At 44.1% G+C, this 24,975-nt stretch carries 23 protein-coding genes; 12 read left to right on the top strand and 11 right to left on the bottom strand.

Translation table 11 applies throughout. The features are described from left to right. The first annotated feature begins 23 nt into the window (after window positions 1-23). Complete coding sequence (locus tag T426_RS0106560) at window positions 24-2,246, top strand: APC family permease (RefSeq protein ID WP_025863372.1); 2,223 nt, start codon at window positions 24-26, stop codon at window positions 2,244-2,246. 63 nt (window positions 2,247-2,309) lie between these two features. On the opposite strand, the gene T426_RS0106555 is transcribed toward T426_RS0106560, so the two are convergent. Then, window positions 2,310-3,554: a GTPase gene (locus T426_RS0106555; RefSeq protein ID WP_025863371.1), complete on the bottom strand. Its 1,245-nt coding sequence runs from the start codon at window positions 3,552-3,554 to the stop codon at window positions 2,310-2,312. Window positions 3,555-3,724: 170 nt separating this feature from the next. Between T426_RS0106555 and coaD the strand changes: the two genes are divergently transcribed. The 4 genes from coaD to T426_RS22970 all read left to right on the top strand — a co-directional run bounded on the left by coaD (window position 3,725) and on the right by T426_RS22970 (window position 6,977). Continuing rightward, window positions 3,725-4,213, top strand: a complete 489-nt coding sequence (gene coaD / locus T426_RS0106550; protein ID WP_027585433.1) for a pantetheine-phosphate adenylyltransferase — start codon at window positions 3,725-3,727, stop codon at window positions 4,211-4,213. 4 nt (window positions 4,214-4,217) lie between these two features. Beyond that, a complete protein-coding gene (locus T426_RS0106545) occupies window positions 4,218-5,654 on the top strand; it encodes a TlpA family protein disulfide reductase (protein ID WP_025863370.1) in 1,437 nt (478 codons plus the stop codon). 120 nt (window positions 5,655-5,774) lie between these two features. Continuing rightward, entirely contained in the window at window positions 5,775-6,407 is a 633-nt protein-coding gene (gene pyrE / locus T426_RS0106540) for an orotate phosphoribosyltransferase (protein WP_025863369.1), read from the top strand. Window positions 6,408-6,485: 78 nt separating this feature from the next. Further along, entirely contained in the window at window positions 6,486-6,977 is a 492-nt protein-coding gene (locus T426_RS22970; RefSeq protein WP_051568952.1) for an SRPBCC family protein, read from the top strand. Here the strand turns inward: T426_RS22970 and T426_RS0106530 are convergent, their stop codons facing one another. Then, window positions 6,978-7,724, bottom strand: coding sequence for a biotin--[acetyl-CoA-carboxylase] ligase (locus tag T426_RS0106530; protein WP_025863368.1), 747 nt, complete (start codon window positions 7,722-7,724; stop codon window positions 6,978-6,980). Between the two features lie 116 nt (window positions 7,725-7,840). On the opposite strand from T426_RS0106530, the gene rsfS reads away from it, so the two are divergent. From rsfS to T426_RS0106495, 7 genes are read left to right on the top strand one after another with little or no spacing between them, the layout of a single operon-like run. Beyond that, entirely contained in the window at window positions 7,841-8,218 is a 378-nt protein-coding gene (rsfS, locus tag T426_RS0106525) for a ribosome silencing factor (protein WP_027585431.1), read from the top strand. Between the two features lie 7 nt (window positions 8,219-8,225). Further along, window positions 8,226-10,307, top strand: coding sequence for an ATP-dependent zinc metalloprotease FtsH (gene ftsH / locus T426_RS22965; RefSeq protein WP_025863366.1), 2,082 nt, complete (start codon window positions 8,226-8,228; stop codon window positions 10,305-10,307). 1 nt (window position 10,308) lies between these two features. Then, on the top strand, window positions 10,309-10,962 hold the full coding sequence (locus T426_RS0106515) for a LutC/YkgG family protein (protein WP_025863365.1): 654 nt from the start codon (window positions 10,309-10,311) through the stop codon (window positions 10,960-10,962). 18 nt (window positions 10,963-10,980) lie between these two features. After that, window positions 10,981-11,196, top strand: coding sequence for a putative signal transducing protein (locus T426_RS0106510; protein WP_025863364.1), 216 nt, complete (start codon window positions 10,981-10,983; stop codon window positions 11,194-11,196). Further along, complete coding sequence (locus tag T426_RS0106505) at window positions 11,193-12,017, top strand: phosphatidate cytidylyltransferase (RefSeq protein WP_025863363.1); 825 nt, start codon at window positions 11,193-11,195, stop codon at window positions 12,015-12,017. Before T426_RS0106510 ends, T426_RS0106505 begins: the two co-directional genes overlap by 4 nt. A 42-nt stretch (window positions 12,018-12,059) precedes the next feature. After that, complete coding sequence (locus T426_RS0106500; RefSeq protein ID WP_025863362.1) at window positions 12,060-12,713, top strand: phosphatidylserine decarboxylase family protein; 654 nt, start codon at window positions 12,060-12,062, stop codon at window positions 12,711-12,713. 23 nt (window positions 12,714-12,736) lie between these two features. After that, a complete protein-coding gene (locus tag T426_RS0106495; RefSeq protein ID WP_025863361.1) occupies window positions 12,737-13,471 on the top strand; it encodes a CDP-alcohol phosphatidyltransferase family protein in 735 nt (244 codons plus the stop codon). A gap of 328 nt (window positions 13,472-13,799) precedes the next feature. Here the strand turns inward: T426_RS0106495 and T426_RS0106485 are convergent, their stop codons facing one another. The 9 genes from T426_RS0106485 to T426_RS0106445 form a co-directional block, all read right to left on the bottom strand. Next, entirely contained in the window at window positions 13,800-14,924 is a 1,125-nt protein-coding gene (locus T426_RS0106485) for a cytochrome d ubiquinol oxidase subunit II (protein ID WP_234406411.1), read from the bottom strand. A 14-nt stretch (window positions 14,925-14,938) separates the two neighbouring features. Next, window positions 14,939-16,504 (bottom strand): cytochrome ubiquinol oxidase subunit I, encoded by a 1,566-nt coding sequence (locus T426_RS0106480; protein WP_025863359.1) that lies wholly within the window; start codon window positions 16,502-16,504, stop codon window positions 14,939-14,941. Window positions 16,505-16,529: 25 nt separating this feature from the next. Then, entirely contained in the window at window positions 16,530-16,742 is a 213-nt protein-coding gene (locus T426_RS0106475) for a DUF4492 domain-containing protein (RefSeq protein WP_025863358.1), read from the bottom strand. Between the two features lie 385 nt (window positions 16,743-17,127). Further along, window positions 17,128-18,240 (bottom strand): AI-2E family transporter, encoded by a 1,113-nt coding sequence (locus tag T426_RS0106470; protein WP_025863357.1) that lies wholly within the window; start codon window positions 18,238-18,240, stop codon window positions 17,128-17,130. A 201-nt stretch (window positions 18,241-18,441) separates the two neighbouring features. Then, window positions 18,442-20,892 carry an endopeptidase La gene (lon, locus tag T426_RS0106465; RefSeq protein ID WP_025863356.1) on the bottom strand — a complete coding sequence of 817 codons (2,451 nt, stop codon included), beginning with the start codon at window positions 20,890-20,892 and terminating at the stop codon, window positions 18,442-18,444. 179 nt (window positions 20,893-21,071) lie between these two features. Further along, the gene (locus tag T426_RS0106460; RefSeq protein ID WP_025863355.1) at window positions 21,072-21,335 is read right to left on the bottom strand and encodes a type B 50S ribosomal protein L31; all 264 of its coding nucleotides are present in this window, start codon (window positions 21,333-21,335) and stop codon (window positions 21,072-21,074) included. A 134-nt stretch (window positions 21,336-21,469) separates the two neighbouring features. Next, window positions 21,470-22,705 (bottom strand): GNAT family N-acetyltransferase, encoded by a 1,236-nt coding sequence (locus T426_RS22960; protein ID WP_051568951.1) that lies wholly within the window; start codon window positions 22,703-22,705, stop codon window positions 21,470-21,472. A gap of 95 nt (window positions 22,706-22,800) precedes the next feature. Beyond that, the gene (locus tag T426_RS0106450; protein ID WP_025863354.1) at window positions 22,801-23,511 is read right to left on the bottom strand and encodes a DNA alkylation repair protein; all 711 of its coding nucleotides are present in this window, start codon (window positions 23,509-23,511) and stop codon (window positions 22,801-22,803) included. Window positions 23,512-23,515: 4 nt separating this feature from the next. After that, entirely contained in the window at window positions 23,516-24,832 is a 1,317-nt protein-coding gene (locus tag T426_RS0106445) for an MATE family efflux transporter (RefSeq protein WP_027585429.1), read from the bottom strand. Between the last annotated feature and the right edge of the window lie 143 nt (window positions 24,833-24,975).

Below are 24,975 nucleotides of genomic sequence, written 5' to 3'. Positions count from 1 at the left end.
TCTAACCAATTTAACCAGATTATATGTCTAACGGTCTCGTCAATCCAAAAGCCAGTTTCGGAACTATGCCTGTTTTTCTGACGGCATTATCCACCATTCTCGGAGCCATCCTATTCCTTCGTTTTGGATGGGCTGTCGGTCAGGTTGGCTTTTACGGCGTTATTGGTATCATTATCATCGGTCATCTGGTGACCATTCCCACGGCTATGGCTGTCGCCGAAATTGCCACAAACCAGCGGGTACAGGGAGGAGGAGCCTACTTTATCATTTCCCGTTCATTCGGATTGAATATTGGTGCCGCTGTTGGTTTGGCTTTGTATTTGTCACAGGCCATCAGTGTGGCTTTCTACGTGATTGCTTTTGGCGAGGCATTCGAGCCTGTTTTCACCTGGATAAGGGAAAACTACGGCATCGTTTTGACTGACCGAAGAATTATCACCGTTCCTCTCATGGCTATTCTTTCTGTTTTGATGCTGTTGAGAGGTGCCAACATTGGCATGAAAGCGCTTTACGGGGTCGTAGTTATTTTGCTTGTTTCCCTCGGCTTTTTCTTTTTTGGTGATTCGCCCATCAAACCGGAAGTAATCAACCTGAGCAGCCGGATTCCCAATGGTAACAGTTTCTTTTATGTGTTTACCATCATCTTCCCGGCTTTTACCGGATTGGCTGCCGGATTAGGTCTTTCGGGCGACCTGAAACATCCCGAAACATCCATTCCGCGTGGAACGATTTGGGCTACCCTGGCCGGATTGATTGTCTATTTTCTGGCGGCCTACAAATTTGCCGTTTCTGCCTCTCCTGAAGATTTGGTGGGTGACCAGCTGATTATGCAACGGATTGCTGCCTGGGGGCCTATCATCCCGTTAGGATTAGCTGCCGCTTCTCTCTCTTCTGCACTTGGTTCGATTATGATTGCTCCGCGAACCTTACAGGCAATCGGCGCCGACGATATTTTTCCGCAGTTTAAACTCAACCAGTGGTTAGCCCGGGGCAAGAAGGCAGACAATGAACCCATCAATGCCTCGACCATCACTATTATTATCGCCTTTGTTTTTGTTTTCGTCGGTGACGTTAACTTTGTGGCGCAGATCATCTCCATGTTTTTCATGATTACCTATGGAGCCATTTGTCTGATTTCGCTGCTTGAGCATTTTGCCGCCGACCCGGCCTATCGTCCGACATTCCGGTCACATTGGAGTATTTCACTTGTTGGAACATTGGCCTCCTTCTGGGTGATGTTTAAAATGAATATGCCTTATGCAGCGTTCTCTCTGCTGATCATGACACTAACCTATGTATTCATTACCAAGAGCAAGCATGAGAAGCGGGGATTCAACAAACTATTCCGTGGAGTGATTTTCCAACTAAGCCGCGAACTGCAGATTTTTGCCCAACGTGCCGACCGGGAAGACCGGGAATTGAGCTGGCGGCCTTTTGCCATCTGTATCTCCTGCGATACGTTTAAACGACAATCGGCATTCGATTTTATGCGTTGGATTTCGCACCGGTATGGTTTTGGAACATACATCCATTTCATCAAAGGAATGTTGAATCGTTCGACCACAGCTGAATCGAAGAATGCCCTTGAACGATTACTCAAAATGGCAGCCAGTTTCCCGAACCGGGTGTATCTCGATACCATCATCTCACCATCCTACACCTCGGCCATTGCACAGGTCGTACAGCTTTCCGGTATTTCAGGACGAGGAAACAACCTGATTCTCTTTGAGTTTTCGCGAACAACTCCTCATTCCATAACCGATGCCATCCAGAATTATCCGATGCTCGAATCGGCTGGTTTTGATATTTGTATCCTGAATACGGGCTATCGCGGATTCGGGTACAAGAAAGAAATCCATATCTGGATAAAACCGGAAGACTACAAGAATGCAAACCTGATGATTCTGTTAGGCTACATTACGTTGGGCCATCCGGAATGGAAACGTGGTTTCATCAAAATATTCGCGATTGTTCCACATGCTGAAATGGAGGAAGAACGCGACCGGCTGATTCGCTTAATCAAGCAGGGACGAATTCCTATTAGTCAGTCGAATGTGGAGATGATTCCGCTGGAAGAAGGGGAAAACCGGAAAGGAATTATTTCCCGCTTCTCAATTGATGCTGATCTCACCATCATCGGCTTTAAGACTGACAAATTGAAAGAGGGTGTTGACTTATTCGATGGATATGGCGATTTGGGAAATATTTTGTTCGTATCATCGAATCAACACAAAAGCATTGAATAAAAAAGCAGGAGTAAGCGTTAACGCAATACTCCTGCCCAACATTTTTCCAATATATCTATTTAATTATTTCCATGGAACCATCACGCGGTCCAAACTTTTTCGACCCTGAATGTAAGAAAGAAAAATACCGTAATTCGTGAACGGAACTCCAATTGCTTCCAGGTCGCGTATACGTGCCTGCATCTTTTGCCCACTGATCATACAGCCTCCGCAATGAATGACCAGGCTGTATTTTTCCAACTCCTTATTTTCCTGAAACTCCCGGCCAAAGTTATGCTCAACTTCCACACCGGGGAAATGTTGTTGAATGTAACGCGGAATTTGTACGATACCAATATCCTCTTTAATCCGGGAATGATTACAAGCCTCCGCGATCAAAATGCGGTCTCCGGCTTTGATGTGTTCCAAAGCATTGATTCCCTCGTGAAAACCATTTAGTTTGCCCCGGCTAACATAGTTGATCATCATGATGGAGAAAGTGGTCAGTAGCATGTCATCCGGCGCCCAGTCCTTCATGATATCCATTGCCTGCGAATCGGTAACGATAGCTTTGGGACGCCGCTGCAAACTCGCCAAAAATTCATTCCAGCGTTTTCGCTCTGAAGGATCGCCCTTACGCGCTTTTCCTAAATCCATCCGGTACGAAACAGGGAAAGCCCAATGGCGTGTAATATACTCTTCGGCCATAGCCTGCGGACGAAGATATCGTCCCGGCGGTGTTTCTTCATCCATCGGAATATTTAGGATATAAAACTGGTCCTTTTCAACAAAAGGAAGTAATTCCAACTGCTGGTTTTTCGATTCGAAATTCTCGAGGATAAACTCCAGCAGCGGCTGACGAAAAGCAGGATTGGTAGCTGTCAATCTCAACCTCCGGTGAAAATTGATGTAAGGCATCTGCTCCTCAACCCGCTCAATTTCCTTTTCATCTACCGCCTGAAAAAGATTGTAAATCACCAACAGCTGTTTGTCCAAGCGGCGCGCCTCTTCCAATACCATGGCTTCCGTCTGGAATTCGGTGCTGGATGGATCGATGACCAAAAGAACCAGGTCACACTCTTTCAATGTAGACAGAACTTTCTTCCGCTTCTTTTCTCCAAGACCGGTTCCCTCATCCAGACCAGCGGTATCAAAGAGTTTCACAGGTCCCATTCCGTGAATTTCCTGTAAAGTTATTTTCGTATCGGCGGTGGTTCCCGGTGTTGAATCGACAATGGAGGTTTCCTGCTGGGTTAACAGGTTCATCAGCGTACTTTTTCCAGAGTTCATCTTACCGAAGATGCCAATGTGATCGCGTTCGACAAGCATGGTTATTGATTTCTATTTGGTTATGAATATTTTCTCTTCCCGCCAATTTAGGAAACTTTTTTCTTGTGATTCAGGAAAACGAGCAGGAAAACTGAAATATGCCACCTTTCCAATAAAATGGAGGCTTTCACGAAATTCTTTTTAGTTTTGTAATACACAAACAGCAATCAATGGAAAAAATCGCAATTTTCCCGGGCTCTTTCGACCCTTTCACCATTGGGCACGAATCCATCGTCAGACGTGCCATTCCGCTTTTTGATCAAATCATTATCATGATTGGCTATAACTCGAACAAGAAACCGTTCTATCCACTTACCAAGCGCAAAGAGTGGATTAAAAAGGTTTTCGAGAATGAGCCCAAGGTCAGTGTTGGGAAATTTGAAGGACTAACCGTTGATTACTGCCGGAAGGTACACGCACAATACATTCTGAGAGGTTTGCGTACTGCTGCCGATTTTGAATACGAACGCGCCATTGCCCAGGTCAACAAAAAGATGCATCCGGAAATTGAAACGGTTTTCCTATTAACTACACCGGAGCATACGCCGATCACCTCGACCATTGTACGCGACATTCTTCGTCACGGCGGCGATGCCAGCATGTTCCTTCCCAAACAACTGGATATTAAGGAATTTTATACCGAACAGGAAGAATCGTGAGTTGATGATTAAGAGATTGTTTTTTATCGTCTTGGCTTGGTTAAGCCTGGCCTTGCAAGCAGAGGCTTCGGAAGTAACCATCAGCGGAGTAGCCCCGGATTATTCAGGAAAGAACATCACCTTTTACTATCATCCCGATCCGGTTTTGTACAAAGATGTTCAGCTGGCCTCCACAACGATTAACAGCGACGGAAGCTTTTCACTTTCATTTCCCACGTCCAAAACACATCAGGTGTATTGCAACCTGGATAAATACCAGGGAGTTTTGGTGGTGGAACCCGGTCAGGAATATCATGTTATCCTGCCCAAATATTCGCCTCTAACACCGGCTCAGAAGAAAAGTCCTTATTTCAAACCCACGCCCTATTGGCTGGGCTTAAAAAACCGTCCTAAAAACGATATCAATTTCAAGATACGGGAGTTTGTGGAAGAGCTTACCCACCAAATCAATCAGAATGTAAACGAAATTTACCACGACGCTTCACAGCGAGTCGCTGGTGAGATTATCGCACAACTCGAAAAGACCTTTCCGGATACGAAATCAGCCTACTTCAATGTGACGAAGAAGTATTACTATGTAGGACTGGAATATGACGTCAGCCAACGGAACCCGAATGCCGTCGTCATGAAATATTTTGCCACCCGGCCGGTGGAAATGGGAAATTCAAAGTACCAGGAATTGTTCCGGACCATGTTTACCAATTTCCTGAAAAAGAAAGCGCAATCGGTAGAATTTGAAAAAATATCTCCTTTGGTGGACAGCGGAAACTGGAAGGGATTGGTAGAGTTCTTTAGAGGGAAAGGATACCATACTTCGTTTGCCGAATTAGCAATTTTGAAAGGATTGAACGACGGTTTTTATTCTTCCTTCTTCGATAAAAAAGGAGTTCTACTGACGCTGAAACACGCCGAAACAGAAGCGACTACTGCCGAATACAGACAGATAGCCAAAGGCGTCACAAAACACCTCACAGAAGTGATGACCGGAAGTGAAGCACCTTCTTTCAACCTGAAAACCAGCGCAGGACAAAAAACTGCATTGAGTTCGTTTCATGGAAGATATGTGTACCTGAATTTCTTCAGCACCGATAACAACGAAAGTCTCGAGGACTTGAAATTGCTGAAGAATGTTCAGCAACGTTATCAGCAGGTAATGACGGTCGTTTCGGTGTCGATGGGCGATGATTTTAGCGCCGCAAAGCAAATCTGGGAAAAGAATGGCTACAACTGGCCGTTGCTCGATGCATCGGGGAACCAAAAACTCGCTGACCAATATCGGGTTAAAGATTATCCAACTTATTACCTGGTAGGCCCCGATGGTAAATTACTTTTATCTCCTGCTCCAGCGGTTTCCAGAGGATTTCAGGCCGCGTTCATCCGGGTTTTCCGGAACACCGAAAATCAGCGAAAGAGAGCAGCTGCCCGTTCTTCCGCCAAGTAGTGTTATGCAAACACTTATGCAAGATGATCCTTATCTTAAGTTGAATTCGTCCAGCACTTTTAATCGGTCTACTTAAAAAATCTTGTTAATTTTGCATGAAAACAAAAATCAACTACCGCTATGGAAGCTCTACAAATTGAGGTCGCCAAACGATTACTCGCTATAAACACCATTAAAATATCGCCGGAAACACCTTTCACCTGGGCATCAGGATGGAAAGCACCGATTTACTGTGATAACCGCAAGGTTTTATCATATCCGGAAACACGCAAATTCATTTACGAACAATTTGCCAAACTCATTAAAGAGAAATATCCGGAAGCGGAAGTAATCGCCGGAGTGGCAACGGGAGCTATCGCTCACGGCGCTTTGGTTGCCGAAGAAATGGGTTTGCCATTTGTGTATGTTCGCTCTAAGCCGAAAGATCACGGATTGGAAAATCTCATCGAAGGTGACTTACAACCAAGCAAAAAAGTTGTTGTCATTGAGGATTTGGTTTCTACCGGATTAAGCTCCCTGAACGCCGTTACCGCTCTACGCAATTACGGTGCTGATGTGATGGGAATGCTCTCCATCTTCTCCTACAACTTTTCGGTTGCTGCTGAGAAATTCAAAGAAGCAGATGTTGAACTAACTTCGCTTAGCAACTACAACCTGTTGCTGAAAGTAGCACACCAATCGGGTGAGATTACCGATAGTCAACTGGAAAATCTGAACCGCTGGAGACAAGATCCGGCTCACTGGGGACGATAATCAAACGATATATTCTATTTTTGCAGCCGGGCACTGGTTATCAATGCCCGGCTTATTTTTTTAACCAAGACGAATACCATGGGAACAGAAAAATATGTGAGTGAGGTAAAGACCATTGAGTTTGGTCAGGAACTTGTTTACCAAAAACTCTCTAATCTGGAGAACCTGAAACCGCTGCTAAAACCGGAAAACATTGAAAAAGTCCGTGAACAGATACCGAACGCTCCGGAAATCAACATCGAAGAATTTGAGGCGACACCCGATAATTGCTCATTTAAAATCAGCCCTATAGGTAAAGTCGGGATGAAAATTGTTGAGCGTGAACCGGAGAAGACCATTAAGTTGACCGGTGACGGAACCGTTCCTTTTCAGTTTCATTTCTGGATACAACTTGTTCCGGTAAACGAAAACTCGTGCAAATTGAGATTAACCCTCCACGCCGATTTGAATCCAATGATTAAAATGATGGTGAACAAACACCTAAAAGAAGGTATCGATAAAATGGCAGAAGCCGTCAGCCGAATTCCTTTTAACCTGAGCAGTGAATCTTCCGGTGAAATCGAATCGTAATCAAATCATAAATTCCACCTCTTTCAGGTGGAATTGTTGTTTGGTACCGTCCCGTTTTTCAATCACCAAACGACCTATTTCATCCACGCCGGTAATTTTCCCTTCGAATTCTTCTTCTCCTGCCCGATAAGGAGCCCATTCGTCCATCCGGAATAATCTTCGCTCGTAAGCTTCATTGATTTTCTGAATTTCACCGGTTTTTAACTGCATATACCAGTCGTCCAACCGGTCGCAAAGTTCCTCCATGCAGTCGTCTAAATCAAATTGCTGATCTGTTAATAAGGATAATGAAACCGGATTCGGCGCATCACTCACAAATAACCTCTGGTTAATATTTAGCCCGATGCCCACAATGCTCGAAGAAATAACTCCTCCGCGCAAGGAATTCTCTATCAGCGTTCCGGCGATTTTCTTTTTTTCTACGTAAATATCATTGGGCCATTTGATGTGCGCATCCGGCACATAAGCACTCACAAAATCATGGACTGCCAGAGCAACCGCCTTCGATATCAAAAACTGACTGAGGATGGGAACAAACTCCGGATAAAGAACGACACTCATCGTTATGTTTTTCCCTGGCTCACTTTCCCAATGTTGATTTACTTGTCCTCTCCCCTTCTCCTGGGCCGAAGTTGAGTAAACAATTCCTTCCGGCAGACGTTTTGTCATGAGTTGCCTGCTGGCATAGTTATTGGTCGAGTCTGTCCGGCTCAGATGTTCCATCTGATTGCCAATGATTGTGCGCATGTTGTAATTACATTTTGGATGTAAAGATGGCAACCAATTTTTCAATAACTTAACAAAATCGCAATTTTACAGCGATCTGGTTAAAAAAATTATCTTTGTAATTTTAAATTCAGTACATGGTGAATAAGACCCGGAACAGCGATTCCGAACATCTTATCGAGGCAATTGTTGAAGGAATACGCCGCAAGAAAGGCCTCGATATCATAAATATTGATCTGAAGAAATTGGGTAATACAGAGTGTGACAATTTCATTATTTGTCACGGAAATTCCAATACACACGCCGATTCGATTGCCCATTCAGTTGAAGAAACCGTCGAGGAAATTGAGAATACCAGGGTTTGGCATAAGGACGGATATCAAAATGCTCAATGGATTCTTCTTGATTATGGCGATGTGATGGTGCATGTTTTCCAGGAACAGTATCGAAGGTTTTATGATCTGGAAGAACTATGGGCCGATGCCCGGATTATACAAATTGAATCAGAAAGTTGAACTCTATATGGCTGATAATAACATCAAAAAGAATAATGGATCGGGCATGCCGAACAATAAGCCGCAAGGTGGTGGCAAAGGTCGCTTTAATCCCAAGTTTAATCCCATTTATATTTATGGGATTATTATCCTGATCTTCATTGCGCTTCAGTATTTTGGTTCGGGCGGTTCTCCCGTCGAAACCAATTGGCGCGAAGTGAAAAACACCATGCTGAAGAATGGTGACATTAAGAAAATAGTCGTCGTTAACCGCGAGCGGGCTGAGATATTCCTGAAAGATAGCGCTTACGAAAAATATAAATCGAAATTTGACAAGGGTTTTGGTACTCCAACCAAAGCAGGACCTCAGTTTTACTTTATCATCGGTTCGGTCGACACTTTCGAGCAAAATCTGAAACAAGTTCAGGCGGATCTTCCCGAAAAGGATCAGGTAATTCTGACCTACGAAACACGACGGGACATTTTCATAGACATCATGAACTGGATGCTGCCCATTTTGTTGCTGGTCGCTATCTGGTGGTGGATTTTCCGCCGAATGAGCCGTGGTGCCGGAGGAGGTGCAGGTTCTAATATCTTCAATGTCGGAAAATCGCAGGCAAAAGTTTTCGATAAAGATTCTCGTGTCAGCACAACTTTCAAAGATGTTGCCGGACTCGCCGAAGCGAAACAGGAAATCGAGGAGATTGTGGAATTCCTGAGGAACCCCGGACGATACACCAAACTGGGAGGAAAAATTCCGAAAGGTGCATTGCTGGTTGGACCTCCCGGAACCGGGAAAACATTACTCGCCCGTGCCGTAGCCGGTGAAGCAAATGTTCCCTTCTTCTCCATGTCAGGTTCCGACTTTGTCGAAATGTTTGTGGGAGTTGGGGCATCACGTGTACGCGACCTGTTTAAACAAGCAAAAGAGAAAGCTCCGTGTATCGTCTTTATCGATGAGATTGACGCCATTGGACGTGCACGTGGACGGAATCCCAATATGGGCTCGAACGACGAGCGCGAGAATACACTGAACCAGTTGCTGACCGAAATGGATGGTTTCGATACCAATTCCGGAGTCATCATTCTGGCAGCCACCAACCGCGCCGATATCCTCGACCGTGCCCTGATGCGTGCAGGACGTTTCGATCGACAGATTCATGTAGAACTACCGGATATTAACGAACGGAAAGAGATCTTCCAGGTACACCTGAAACCTTTGCGGAAAGGGGAAGATGTTGACGTTGGCTTTTTGGCAAAACAAACGCCCGGATTCTCCGGAGCCGATATCGCCAACGTTTGTAACGAAGCTGCCTTGATTGCTGCCCGTAGGTTGAAGGAAACAGTACAAAAACAGGATTTCCTGGATGCGGTTGACCGAATCATTGGAGGACTTGAGAAAAAGAATAAAATTATATCGCCGGATGAGAAGGCAACCATTGCCTACCACGAAGCGGGACATGCTACCGTTAGTTGGTTGCTGGAGCACGCGCATCCGCTGGTAAAAGTAACCATTGTTCCTCGCGGGAAAGCCTTAGGTGCAGCCTGGTATCTTCCGGAAGAAAGACAGATTACCACGCGTGAGCAGATGCTGGACGAAGTTTGTGCAACACTTGGAGGCAGGGCCGCGGAAGAAAACGTATTTGGTACGATCTCTTCCGGTGCGCAAAATGACCTGGAGAAAGTGTACAAAACAACGTACGCTATGGTTTGCTATTTCGGAATGAGCGACGCCGTAGGAAATGTAAGTTTCTACGATTCAACCGGACAGTCGGATTACAGTTTCAATAAACCTTATAGCGACCATACAGCTGAGTTGATTGATTCAGAGATTAAAGAGCTGATTGATGTTCAATATCAGCGGGCCCGAAAAATTCTGGCCGACAACGCTGATGGACATAAACAACTGGCTGAAAAATTACTCGAGCGCGAGGTTATCTTCTCCGAAGATTTGGAAGCGATTTTTGGACCCCGCCCATGGGATCCGCTAAAGGGACCGGAAAAAAAGATAGAAGTTCCGATGGCTGACAATACCGAAAACAAGCCGTTGACTTCGCCTCCAACTACCGCGCCGAAAGATTCGCCAACGGATAACAAAGAAACTGCCTGACATGAAAAATCCCAATGCCAGGGAACAAATACTTGACAGGATAAAAAATTCTGCCCACAGGCAGAGAAACGAACAAAACGGAATAACCGGAAAGGCGCAAAAAAAGCCCTCTCCGGTTTTTCCTGTTTCGGACCTTACGTTAACCGAACAGTTTCAGCAGGAACTGGAAAAAATTCAAGGCACATTTCATTCAGTTAAAAATCGGGAAGAGCTGCTCAATACGTTGAACAAACTCCATGATAACTATAGATGGCCATTCGTATTTTGCCGCGATAATGAACTGACAGAAATTTTGAAAGATGCCGGTTTAGAGGTAACTTCCAACATGCAGCGTTTTCCGGAAACAGAGGCAGCACTTACCGGCTGTGAATGGCTGATTGCTGAAACCGGAGGAGTTTTAGTTCACTCGGGTAGCACCAGCGGACGAAAGCTACATTTCTTCCCTGCCGTGCACATGGTTGTAGCCACGCCCATGCAACTTGTGCGGACACTGGAAGAGGCACTTATCAGAATGGAAGAGCAATACGGTGAAAACCTTCCATCGCAGATAACGCATATTGCAGGCCCCAGCCGAACAGCCGATATAGAGAAAACATTGGTAATGGGCGCACACGGTCCCAAAGCCTTGCATGTTTTGCTAACGGAATATGAATAAACAAAAGAAGGGAATGTTATGGAAAAAGGTTGGAAACAAATTTTCATGACCGGACAGGACTTTAAGGCTCAGATGGCCAAAGATCTGCTCGAAGAAAGCGGAATTGAAGCGCTTATCATGAATCATAAAGATTCAACTTTTACTACTTTTGGCGACATAGAAGTTTATGTCCGCGAAGAAAATGAAGAGAAAGCGCTGGACATCATTAAAAATCTGAAAAGCGGGGAAAATTGAACGATCTGAAAGTCCGTACTCTTTGGGGAACTATGTTTGTAGCTGTGCTTATCGGGGCAACCTGGATAAGCCCCTATACCTTTTCCCTGTTATTTGTTTTCATTAGTAGTTTTACACTGAAAGAATTTTACGATTTGCTGGCCCAATCCGGTGCTGCGCCTCATCAGAAACTTGGGATATTCGCTGGCATTGTTCTTTTCCTGGTGTCTTTTTTTGTTGCCCGGGGAGCCTTGTCTGAAGCATGGCTCTTAACCTTGATTCCGCTAATGCTTTCCCTGTTTGTTGCCGAGCTTTATCGCAATAAGTCCATGGAAATGCCATTCCGGAATATTGCCTATACGGCCATTGGCGTGATATACATTTCGGTTCCGTTTGCCTTGCTCAACTTTTTTGTTTTTCCCAAAGGAATGGGATATACCTATGAGCCTAAAATATTGCTCAGCCTTCTGTTTTTCGTTTGGGCCAACGATTCAGGTGCCTACCTGATTGGTTCACAATTTGGCAAACACCGGCTGTTCGAGCGTATTTCACCAAAAAAATCATGGGAAGGATTCTTCGGCGGATTGGCAGCCGCAATTATTGTGGCAGCTATTCTGGCTCAATTCTGGGACCAATACAGTTTTTTTCCGTTGGCCATTATTGCAGCTATTACCGTGGTAGCCGGCACCTTCGGCGACCTTATTGAATCCATGTTTAAAAGAAGCTTAGGAGTAAAAGATTCGGGGAGTTTTATGCCGGGACACGGTGGCCTGCTCGACCGCTTTGATAGCATTCTAACGGCTATTCCTATGGTATATTTTATTCTTGTATTTCTTCGCTGAACAATATTTACGTAAATTTGCCCAGCATTTTTAAGACCAACAATGAGAATACACAAAGAAGGCTATGCCATTATTGCAGTAGCTGTGCTGATTTGGGCGTTACTGAACGGCCTCGTATGGGAAAGCGGAGAACCTTATTTCTTCGCGTTTATGTTGTTGATTTCAACACCGGTACTAGCACTTACCATTCGTTTTTTCCGATATCCCGACAGGGAAATTAATAATGGGAACAAAACCATTCTGGCTCCGGCCGACGGACAAATTGTAACCATTGAGGAAACCACTGAAACGGAATATTTTCAGGATCGCAGATTGCAGGTTTCCGTTTTCATGTCACTGTTCAATGTGCATGTCAACTGGTTGCCCGTTGCCGGGAAAATCAAATACGTAAAGCATCACAACGGACGATACATGTCGGCATATCTGCCGAAATCATCAACCGATAACGAGCGGACTACAACCGTTGTTGAAATGGAAGACGGTACCGAAATTTTGGTTCGCCAAATTGCCGGTGCCATGGCCAAACGGGTTGTCACCTACGCCAAAGAAGGTGACACGATGGAACAAGGCGGTGAATTGGGCTTCATTAAATTCGGTTCCCGGGTGGATGTATTCCTACCTGTTGGCACAGAAGTAACAGCCGACATGTGCGAAGCCGTTACCGGCCGTCAGACCATTCTGGCCAAACTGAAATAACGCATCAAAAAGCTCAGGCAGTCATGCGCAAACACATTCCGAATTTTCTCACTTCGCTCAATATTGTCAGTGGCAGTCTTTCTGTTATGTTTGCCCTCGAGGGGCACATTAACCTGGCCGTGCTGACGATGTTTCTGGCTGCTTTATTTGACTTTTTCGACGGAATGAGCGCTCGCTTACTAAAAGCCTATTCTCCTATCGGGAAAGAGCTGGATTCACTGGCCGATATGATATCATTTGGTCTGGCCCCCGGAATGATGGTGCTGACGCTACAGAAATACGCACTATTTGGTAATGTATCTTCGTTGGTGGGAACATCGGGTGGTTGGTTGACCTGGGTATTCTTACTCAGTGCATTCTTCATCCCGGTAATGTCCGGTTTGCGACTGGCGAAATTCAATATCGATGAACGCCAAACCACTTCTTTCATCGGGTTACCAACACCTGCCAACGCTATTTTCTTTGCATCGCTGGCGCTGATTGCTGAGAACGGAAATATGCCTGTATTGGATGGAATACTCCTCACCCCATACAGTTTGCTCTTTTTCACGGTAGTGATGTCGCTTTTGTTGGTTTCCGAAATACCCATGTTTTCACTGAAGATTAAAAACCTGAAATGGAGTGGTAACCAGGTACGCTACCTGTTCCTGCTCACAGTTCTTGTGCTGACCTATTTCTTCAGCTTCTATGGCATCACGCTTTCCATTTTACTGTATATCCTTATCTCTTTCACCCTTAGCCTGAAGAAGTCTGTTTGAACTTCATTGGCCACCGCCTTTACCTGTAGGAAAGTTGTTTCCCTCTTTTTTATAATGCAGAACAGTTATATCCGTAAAGTCTTTTCCGCGAAAGCAGGAATGAACTGATTGCCTAGTGTTCCGCCATAAATAGTCTGCTAAATAAAAAGGGCCGTCTCCATAGAGACAGCCCTTGAATAGTTTTAAACAAACCGGTTTATTCTTCCTCCAGTTTGTGTTCATATTTTTTGAGTGCATACTGCACCGCTTTTAAGCTGATATAGATAAGTACCGGCCAGCTCAACAACCATAATATCGATTCCAAATACATAGACTTAATTTTTTCGGTTTAATAAACATGACCTTCACCCTCACCGGAAATTTCCGATTCAGTGATTTTCTCGCGATTTATGGCTTTCCATGCATACCAGATATAAGCCAATACAAACGGTACCATCAGCGATACATAACTCATCACCGTAAGAGTAAACTTCGATGAAGAACTATTGACGATGTTCAGCGACGACTGCAAATCGAAATTCGATGGATAGTAACAGGTATTGTTGTAACCGGCAACCAACATCAAAGCAAATACGGTTAATACGGTACCAATTCCTGCATACCATATTCCGTTGGTCTTATCCTTCAGCAGCGAGCTGATGATGCCCCAAAGCACCCCGACAACGCCAACCAGGAAGATAATCAATACCACCGGCATCTGCAGGAAGTTGTGCAGGTATTTATACGGCTCCATCGATACCTCGAGCGTTTTGGGGTCGTAAGCAAATCCTTTGATGAAAAGCAAACGTATCACAAAGTACAGGAAGAATACCAGGAACGGAATGGTATTGTACAGCAACTGTTTCTTGGCATTCCGGAAAATAGGCTCGTGATCGATGCTGTTCATGAAATACAGAAGAGCCAGAACCCGTGCCAGGAAAAATATTGCCAGTCCTAAAGCCACGTTGCTGAAAGTAAGAACCGCTTCCAAACCGTGTGCCGGGTTTTCCCACCGCGAAAGATTCATGTTGCTGACCGAAAAATTGGCTCCGTTGAAGAAGGTGCCGACCACTACGCCAAGTAACACGGTTGCAAGTAATCCGTTTGCGAACAGAAAAGCATCAAAGGTGCGTTTTCCGAGGAAGTTGCTCGGACGGCTTCGAAATTCATACGAAACAGCTTGAATGATAAAGGCGAACAATAAGGCCATCCAGGCCCAGTAGGCTCCGCCGAAGCTGGTTGAATAAAATAATGGGAACGAAGCAAAAAATGCTCCACCGAAGGTTACCAGCGTGGTAAACGTGAATTCCCATTTACGTCCCAATGCATTCACAATCATGGTCCGCTCGTTACTGGTTTTTCCCAGTCGGTAAATTAGCGTCTGGCCTCCCTGAACAAACATCAGGAAAACAAGCAGCGCTGCCAAAAGTGCTATGATGGCCCACCAATAGTGTTGGAGGGTTAAATGACTCATTGATCCAAACATGGTTAGTGTCCTCCGTCTTTAGGTCCGATTTTAATTTGCTTAGTCATGATTTTCACTTCAGCAATTAACAGCAGAGTGAATACAAAGGCGAATAGCCAGAAAGTCACCTGAACAGCGCTAACACCAATTTGTGATACCGCAGCGACTGTAGGAAGCAGATCCTGAATAACCCAGGGCTGGCGGCCAACTTCGGCCAAAATCCAACCCGACATGGAAGCCAGATAAGCAAGTGGCATCGTAATCAACGCCAATCGGAGGAACCACTTCTTCTTTTCTAACGTTCCTCTGGTAAGCCACAAGAGGGTAAAAATGAAGAAGAATACAAAATAGGTCCCCAACATCACCATGATACGGAAACTATAGAATACCATCGGAATATCCGGAATCAAATCGGTCGGATTCTTAATGTATCCATATCCAAAGTACTTAAAGTAATTTTTCTGAAAATCGTCAGACATGAACTTGGCCCGCAATGTAGAAGCTTCTTCCGCATTTCCATCATCCTTGGCCATCTTGTAATCCTTCAAAAGCTGGATAGCCATTTTCCCCCGGGCAATTTTTTCCGGTGCCGACAAAATGTTGTGTTCACTATTGCCATCCAATAAATCCTTTATTCCCGGCATAAACTGCGTTGTATTAAGATAGGCAAGAACAGACAACCCTTTGGGAATTTCGACACGGAATAAAAAGTCTTTCAGTTGTTTATATTCCGGATCTGTTTTTTTGGTAGAAAGAACGCCCATAGCAATCAAGCCAGGACCATTCTGACCTTCGTAAAGACCTTCCATGGCAGCCAGTTTCATCGGCTGGTGGTAAGCTACCTGCTGTGTTGATGCATGACCGAAACCGATAACAAAAACCGAGCTTATCAAACCAAAAACTGCAGCTACGAGGATACTTTTGCGTGCAAAAATAACTTCCCTCTTCTTCAGAAGGTACCAGGCTGAGATACCAATAACAAAAATGGATGCCAGCTCAAAGCCTGAGAAGATGGTGTGCAAAAATTTGCTGGTTGCTACTGGTGAGAGAAACACATCCCAGAAATTAACCATTTCATTTCGGGCGGTATCCGGATTAAACTGCATTCCTACCGGGAATTGCATCCAGCCGTTGGCGACCAATATCCACAATGCCGAGAGATTAGCTCCTAATGCAGTTAGCCAGGTAGACACAAGGTGGAACCTTTTGCTCACCTTTCCCCAACCGAAAAACATCACGGCAATAAAGGTCGACTCCATAAAGAAGGCCATGATACCTTCGATGGCCAGAGGAGCACCAAAGATGTCACCTACAAACCAGGAATAGTTAGACCAGTTGGTTCCAAATTCAAATTCCAGAATAATTCCGGTTGCCACACCAATGGCAAAATTAATCCCGAATACTTTCATCCAGAATTTGGTAATTTTTTTCCACTCAGGATTTCCGGTCTTCACATAGATAGTCTCCATGATCGCCAGAATAAATGTAATCCCAAGTGTCAGTGGGACGAATAACCAATGGTACATCGCGGTGAGAGCAAATTGAGCCCTCGACCAGTCTACCAAGGATAGATCAAGTAATTCATTCATGTTTTACGATTATTTGATTAATTGATTATTTGATATTGGTCAGATTTTCGATAACATGCTCACTCCGTTGCTTATCCGTCTTAAAATTTTGTTTTAGCAAATCTGGAAAGAAAAACAGTTTGAGCACAAAAAACATTACAAACAGTTTCACTAAAATGATTACCCAGAGACTCTTTCCCCATGTCATCTGCCTGAAGCCTTCATAATAGAAGTGGACGATTTTCTTCAATATTCTCATTTCGTGTAAAACATTATGTGTAAAAAACCAACTAAACCACTTAACAAAATAAATTGGGAGTTGTTTACTTAGTTTCATTCTGAATAAGCATGTCATTCATAAAGCCCCCCAACATAAAAATGTCGTTGGTTATTATTCTAAGAATCTGAAAAATGAATTTGAATATTATGTATTGTTGTATGTCGTTTAGGTATAGCGTTGTCCGCCAACATTTGTTTACAATGGCTCAAGATAAAAGCATCAAAATAATATTCATCCCAAAGCAATCATGTTTTACGGCAGCTTTTTGCAGGGCATCAACCCCTAAACACATCTATTCCAGCTAGAAAGGCAATTATAATGCAGGTATTAAAATACTGACAAAAATTAGCTTTAAGCCCAAAAACTAATCATCCATCATATTGGAAGTCAATTCGCGCACCAGGCGAAATTGCGACAGGAATTCGCGGGCAATAACCCGAAGGACAGTATAAACGGGAATGGCTAATATCATTCCGGCAATTCCTGCAAAGCTTCCTGCCATGAGAATAACCAGGAAGATTTCCAGCGGGTGCGCCTTCACACTATTGGAATAAATCACCGGCTGAAACACCACATTATCGATCACCTGAACGATAATCACCACCAAAAGAACCAGCAATATCAGCGGTAAAGTCACGTCCGGGAAACTATCGCCAAGATGTGTTGCAATAGCAACCAAGATACCAAATGCCCCTCCAATCCATGGTCCAATGTAAGGTATGACATTCATAACTCCGGCAAAAACCGCTACGACCAATCCGTGATTGAACCCCAGGCCAATAATGGAAAATCCGATGGTATCCAACGTCATAACGCCTAATACTTCGAAGATTATACCAATAAAATATCGCTTCAGAAGATGATTAATGGAGGTCATGACATGCCTGGCTTTTTCCTCATATCTCAGCGGGACAAAAACCAGAATAATGTGGCTGAATAACAGCTCTTCTTTTAAAAAGAAGAACAGAATAAAAGAAACGGAAAAGAACATCAGAAACAAATTCCCTAATGTTCCGGCTACTGATGAGAATAGGTCGGTTACCTGTCCAAAGTTCATCATATTGGCCAGCTGTCCCTGAATATAATCCTGCATTCCTGAATCGGCACCACTGTAACTAATAAAATGTGGCATTTTATCAGACAAATGAGCAAAAGCCACGTCAAGATAATCCATCACCGAGGTAATGTTGATAGCAGATAGATCCTTTATTTCCATAGCCACCAACGGAATTAAAGCAGCTAAAAAACCAATGGTCGCCGCCAACATGAGCAGTAAGGTAATCAAGGCACTGGGAATCTTTCCGAGATGCTTTTTCCAAAACGGAATGCGCTGGATTCCCTTCATAATAGGTCTTCCAATCAACGAAAGCACCCCGGCAATGAGGATATAAGCGACAATATTTCTGAAATAAAATAACAGGAAAATCAGGATACTAATCCCAACAAACAAGATGACATTGCGGGTGCGCTGGCTCATAAATTTAGCATTTCGGATAAACAAAAATACAAATTAGTTCCTCGTTTTGCATCTGTTAGCAGATTTATCCTCAGCATTTGTATTTTGCCCGAGTAAATTATCAGAACCGGCTTATACTGCATAAAAAAGGAACTGTCCGGTCGGTACAGTTCCTTTTCTGTTTTCAAACAAAGAATAACAGGTGTCAATTCCCTGTTTTCACTATCTAATTCTTAATGGACTATTTACTTTTTGTTTCAGCAAGGCAATTTCCAGAACATCCATTACCGTTTCAACAAAATGAAATTTTAGTCCCTTAATGTAGATGGGTTTAATCTCTTCCAAATCTTTTTCATTCTGCCGCGAAATAATTATTTCCTTGATGCCTGCCCTCTTGGCCGCCAGTATTTTTTCCTTTATTCCGCCTACCGGCAGTACTTTTCCCCGTAAGGTAATCTCTCCGGTCATCGCCAGATTACGTTTTACTTTCCGTTGCGTAAATGCCGAAGCCAACGAAGTGGCCATCGTAATACCCGCCGAAGGACCATCTTTGGGAATGGCGCCTTCCGGAACGTGAACATGGACATCCCATTTTTCAAACGACTGAGAAGTCAGGCCTAAATCCGGAGCATGCGAACGAAGATATTCCAGCGCAATGGTGGCCGACTCCTTCATCACCTCACCCAGATTTCCGGTTAACGTGAAACGGCCTTTCCCCTTACTTAAACTGGTTTCAACATAGAGAATTTCTCCTCCAACAGCAGTCCAGGCCAAGCCGGTTACCACACCGGCAAACTCATTTCCTTCGTAAGTCTCACGTGTATAAATCGGAACGCCGAGGTATTCCTTTACATCTTCAACTTTGAGCTTCTTGTTATATTTTTCGCCAAAGGCTATTTTTCGCGCTACACGACGAGCCACCTTGGCCAATTGCTTATCGAGCGCACGAACACCCGACTCGCGTGTATAATTCTCGATAATGCGAACCAAAACTTCTTTGGGAAAAGTCAGACTTCCCTTGGCCATTCCATGATTCTTCAACTGACGGGGAACAAGGTGCCGCTTGGCAATTTCAGTCTTCTCCTCAACCAGGTAACCACTTACATCAATCAATTCCATCCGGTCGCGAAGTGCCGGTTGTATGGTGCTCAATGTATTCGCGGTAGCAATGAACATGACACGCGAAAGGTCAAAGTCGACGTCCAGGTAGTTATCGTGGAATTCCGAATTCTGTTCGGGATCCAATACTTCCAACAACGCGGAAGCCGGATCGCCATGAAAATCCTGTGAGACCTTGTCTATCTCGTCAAGAATAAAAACCGGATTGGCAGAACCCGCCTTCTTCAGGTTCTGGATAATACGTCCGGGCATAGCGCCAATATACGTTTTCCGGTGTCCGCGAATCTCCGCCTCATCGTGCAGACCGCCCAGACTCATCCGGATGTATTTCCGGCCCAGTGAGCGAGCGATGGATTTACCCAGTGAAGTTTTACCTACTCCGGGAGGTCCGTACAAACAGAGAATGGGCGATTTCATATCACCTTTCAACTTGAGTACTGCCAAATGCTCCAGGATACGCTCCTTCACCTTCTCCAAACCATAATGGTCATCATCCAGCACTTTTTCGGCATGTTGCAAATCGAAATTATCCTCGGTGTATGCGTTCCATGGGAGATCGAGCAAGGTTTCGAGGTAACCCACCTGAATGGAATATTCTCCGGCAGCCGGGTTCATCCGGTTCAGCTTTTCCACTTCCTTGTTGAAAAAGCCTGCCATTTCTTCATTCCACTTCATCTCGGCTCCCCGTTTCTTCAGCTCCTCAATCTCCTTCTCAATGGGGTTTCCGCCAAGTTCATCCTGAATGGTTTTTATTTGCTGATTAAGAAGATATTCACGTTGTTGTTGATCCAAATCAACCTTCACCTTACGCTGAATATCTTTTTTCAACTCCATCACTTGAACCTCACGAACCAGGAAGCCCATCAGCTGGTTTCCGCGGCTACGAATGTCATTCTCTTCGAGCAACTCTTGTTTTTCGTGCGTTTCAAGCTCGACATTGTTACAAATGAAATTGATGAGGAAAGTCGGGCTCTCAATATTCTTGATGGCAAACTGGGCCTCTGGCGGAACATTACCGGTATATTTCATCAACTTGAGCGACAAATCCTTCAGTGATTCTATCACCACACCAAATTCAGAGTCCTCATTGTCCAACTCGTGTTCATCATACGGATGCACAAGCGCCTTCATGTAAGGCAATTGTTCGGTAATTCCGGCAACCTTAATTCTTCGTTTTCCCTGGATAATAATGGAGGTCGTACCATCAGGCATCTCCAAAATTTTCAGGATTTCGGCCATTGTTCCTACCGGGAAAAGATCTTCGGTTTGCGGTTCTTCTACTTTGCCATCCTTTTGGGTAACTGTTCCCAGTAATTTGTCACCGGCATATACATCGCGGATGAGTTTCAGCGATTTCTGTCGCCCCACGGTTATTGGCATCACCACTCCGGGAAACAAAACAGCATTCCGAAGCGGCAATATTGGCAGACTTTCCGGCACTTCAACCGATTTAAAATCTGACTCATCACCATCGGCAATAATTGGAATAAATTCCCCCTGGTCCTCCATTAAACTGCTAAATACGAACTTATGTTTTTGACTATCTCGTTTCATGTATGATCTCTCTAATGACATATTGTCGTTGTTTTTCATTTTCACAAGCTGTGGGTTAACAGGTCAATTCCTATGCCAAAATCACGTGTTACGCATTACTGCCGGCTCTACCGAATGACTCTTACAACAAAAAAAGCCCCGTAATGATTACGAGGCTTCCTTCATATACTAAAAGTTGATTACTTTTTTCTATTGTCCATGTGTTTCTGGTAACGGTTCATGAACTTGTCAACACGTCCAGCGGTGTCAACCAATTTCATCTTACCAGTATAGAAAGGGTGAGAGGTACTTGAGATTTCCAGTTTAATCAGCGGATACTCAACACCATCAATTTCAACATTTTCCCGTGAAGGGGCAGCCGATTTGGTGATAAATGTATGTCCGTTGGACATATCTTTGAAGACCACCATTCGATAATTTTCCGGATGTATTCCCTTTTTCATTTTTTCCTCGTTTAATATCTTATTCTGAATTTCTTACTTTTCCAAACGGTTTGCAAAGATATATATACTTAAGAAATCTGCAAAAGAATTCAACAAAAGATTTGTCTAAATAATATACTGAAACTGAACTGAAATCAATCTTCTTTCTTGGTTTCAGTTGCTTCGTTTTTCTCTTTGTTTTTGCGTTCCTCGCGCAAAAGACGCACATCTTTCATCAACTTTGGGGCACGCTCAAACGGCTGGTTCGGATCGAACAGGTAGCGCATCGTGTAATGCGTTTTGGCATGTACTCCACCAACCGATTTATACATGGCTACCATTTTCGGATTGAAATCTCCAACCCACGACATCTCAACCTCGTTGTACCAATATTTCCGTTTCATTACCTTGTCAAGGTGCCAGAAAATAGCTGATTCCAAACCGGAGCCCTGAAATTTCGGAACAACGCCCATGATAAGAATGCGGGTACGCGTAATGGTTTTCTTCTTTTTATAGTAGAAGAACTTCAGCAGATTGATCAAATTGATCTTTCCATTCAGTTTTGTAAGGATCTGATTCCAGTCAGGAATCATACCAAAGAAAGCCACCGGTTCGTCATTGTGATAGGCAAACCAAATGAATTCTTCTTCGGCAATAAACTTGGCCAGGCGAATCATGCCCCGAACGTCATCCAGGTCTACCGACTGATGATTGTCGTGCCGCGCCCAGGCCTGATCATATATCTTGCTAAAATCCTGAATGTATTTTTCAATGTTACTGAACCGGACATGTTCGAAGTGGTAATTGGGCTTTTGCGCTACCCAACCAGCAATTTTCCAAAATCTTTCAGGAAAGGGCTTTTTATGATCGAGATGGTAACTGTATTGCTCAAAGTAAACTTTGAATCCGTATGCATCAAAAAGATCGCGGTAGTAAGGCTTGTGGTAAGGCATACCGAAAGCCTGCGGCATAAAGCCATCAACCAGCAACCCCCAATTTAACAGGTTCTCGCCAAAATTCACAGGTCCGTCCATGGCTTCCATACCACGTTCCTTCAGCCAGTTTTTTGCTGTATCGAACAATAAAAACGCAGCTTCCTGATTTTCCACACACTCGAAATACCCCATTCCTCCAGTTGGTTGCTGGAAAGTATAGGCCTTGTTTCCATTAATGAAAGCTCCTACCCGTCCCAACAATCTACCATCGCCATCCGTCAGGACCCATCGGGTACCATCGCCGTTCTTATAAAATGCGTTTTTCTGCGGATCGAACGTACTGTCAATCATGGCTTCCAATGGAGGCGTCCAATTTGTGTCGCCACGATACACCTCGTGTGCTACCTTGTGAAAAAGCTTGCGCGTTTGTTTATCGTTTACTTCCCTGACTTGCATATTCCTTGACTTGGTATTTTATCCGCTAAATTAGAGTAAAAATTGAAATTGACAGTATCAATATTTTGATTACCTGAAATCGTTCATCTGGTCGTTCATGCCTTCGCATTCAGCATTTCCTGAACATAATCGGACTCCAGTTCTTCAATTATCGCATCTGCGACCATCTGTGAAACAGGCGAATCGATGGTTTTTAATGTGCGCGCAAACATGATGGCTAGTTTATTCAAATTTAGGTTTCTGCGCCCCAGATGCGTAAACGATCGAATGAAAATACTCGATAATTCCGGATCCTTGGAAAGCGGGGGCAACACTTCAAAAAATGATTCGAAAGCCTCATCAGCCGTCGTTTTATCTGTCATCGCCAGCCGCCCCATTAAAAGTAGCCCAGCCATTTTTACCAGATTCTTTTTCTCCAGGCACCACTCTTTTGCCTTCTGAAAAGCAAAAGGCGTGTAGACAAACAAGTTCATCGAAGCCTGCTCTGCCATTTCAATGTTCGGAAAACTCTTCACCCAATAATCCAATTGTTCTTCAGTTACCTGCTCCGGTTCATCGAGCAATGTAGCCAGTATCATGGTCTCCCGCCATTGCTTGTTCCATAATTTCAGCGCAAGCAAATGATTCCTGGTATAACCTGCTGCCAGTTGCCGCAGCGAAACAACCGATGCCCCCATATTGACCTTATACTCCAGCCCTCTTTGGGCCATCATTTCTGCTACCGCTCCGTTCTGAATAGGTCGGAGCTTCCGGATAATTTCCTGGTACGTGTTTTCAATTTGCGGATTATCAAGCAGGTATTCCATTATTTCAATTTATGACAGTTTCAATCAGAACGAACAAAGTTAATATTCCTGCAGAAAACAACAGATGCCTCTTCCAGTCGATATAAGCTGCTACCGAAATTCCATCAAGCCTAAACAGCTGGTAAGCAAGATAACATTTTTCGAACAGATAGGCGATAACCGTAGCCATAGCAATGCCCTCCAACCCGAAAGGAAAAGACAGTAATACACTCAATCCGACATTGATGATAATTTCATAGAAAGAAGCCTGACTGATGAGCTTCGTTCGTCCGATTCCATTCAGGATGGTCTGAGGGAAAATGAGTCGTGGAATAATGAGTAACAGGTAAATATTAAAAATAGAAGCCGATTCGGCGAAAGCCTGATTAAAAATGAACGGAAAAATGCGGGGAGATAAAACCATCAGCAACGCGGTAAGCGGAAACATCCAGTCCATCATCTTTGCCGAACGCTCCCTGATTTCTTCCAGGTTACTGGCCAAACCCGCCGGCTTTCCAAATTTTGGTAACATAGCATTGCTGAAGGCATTCGCGATGAGCACAACCACCGGAAGTTCGCGCGCACCAAACCGAAAAATCGCAAATGCAGCCGGATCGAAACGAATGGTCACCAGCCAACCATCGATATATTGTGCCGAACCGCTTAGTAATGCAGCTAAAATGAGTGGCCACGAACGGACCAAAAGCTTTCGGGCGAGCTCTACTGAGAATATGATGGATGAATAACGAAGAACCATTCGGACCAGCCACAAGAACTGAAGCAAGGCAACCAAGGCAAGTATCTTCAGTATCGTGCTAACACCTTCTCCGGATACTAACGCAAACAGAATTAACATAAGCTGTAACCCGAAAATACCGAATCCGTATAGCAGCATTCCAATCGGACGGTCATTGAGCAAATAGACATAAACAATCAGGTTTGCCGGTATCCCGAAAACAACATAAAGAAGAAACCAATACCAGGCGTGACCACTTAAAAAGGAAAGAAGGCCGACTTGGTACAGTATCGTAAATACGAGAGCGATAAAAGTTGAGAACACCAAAAGAACAAAGAACACAGTGAAGAGGAATGGAGATTTCTGTTTTCCGCCTGAGGTCTTTTCTTCTGCTCCAGCGATGGGCAATGCACCCTGTATCAATCCATTCAACCAAAAAAAACTGGCCAATCCAGCCCAAAAGAGAAATGATTCGTATTGACCAATATCGGCAACACTTAGTTTCGAATGGGTCAGTAATACGCCAATCAAAACAAGCATCCCGAAACGGAGCAATTGAAAAATCTGCAGGGATTTTCCGCTATTCCAATTCTCTTTTCGTATCAAATTCTGCTTTTTTATTGTTTACCCGAAAGACCAAACTTAATGATTCTCTGCCGGATGAAAAATTAACCTCCTTTTCAAAACTCATTCGAATAAAAAACCATCCTGCCGCCCTTGGATTATTTGATAAAGTAACGAAATCGAAA

This window comes from Prolixibacter bellariivorans ATCC BAA-1284 (assembly GCF_000621705.1).
GTDB lineage: Bacteria > Bacteroidota > Bacteroidia > Bacteroidales > Prolixibacteraceae > Prolixibacter > Prolixibacter bellariivorans.
Note: the sequence above shows the minus strand (reverse complement) of the source record. Positions and strands in the feature narration are given on the sequence as shown.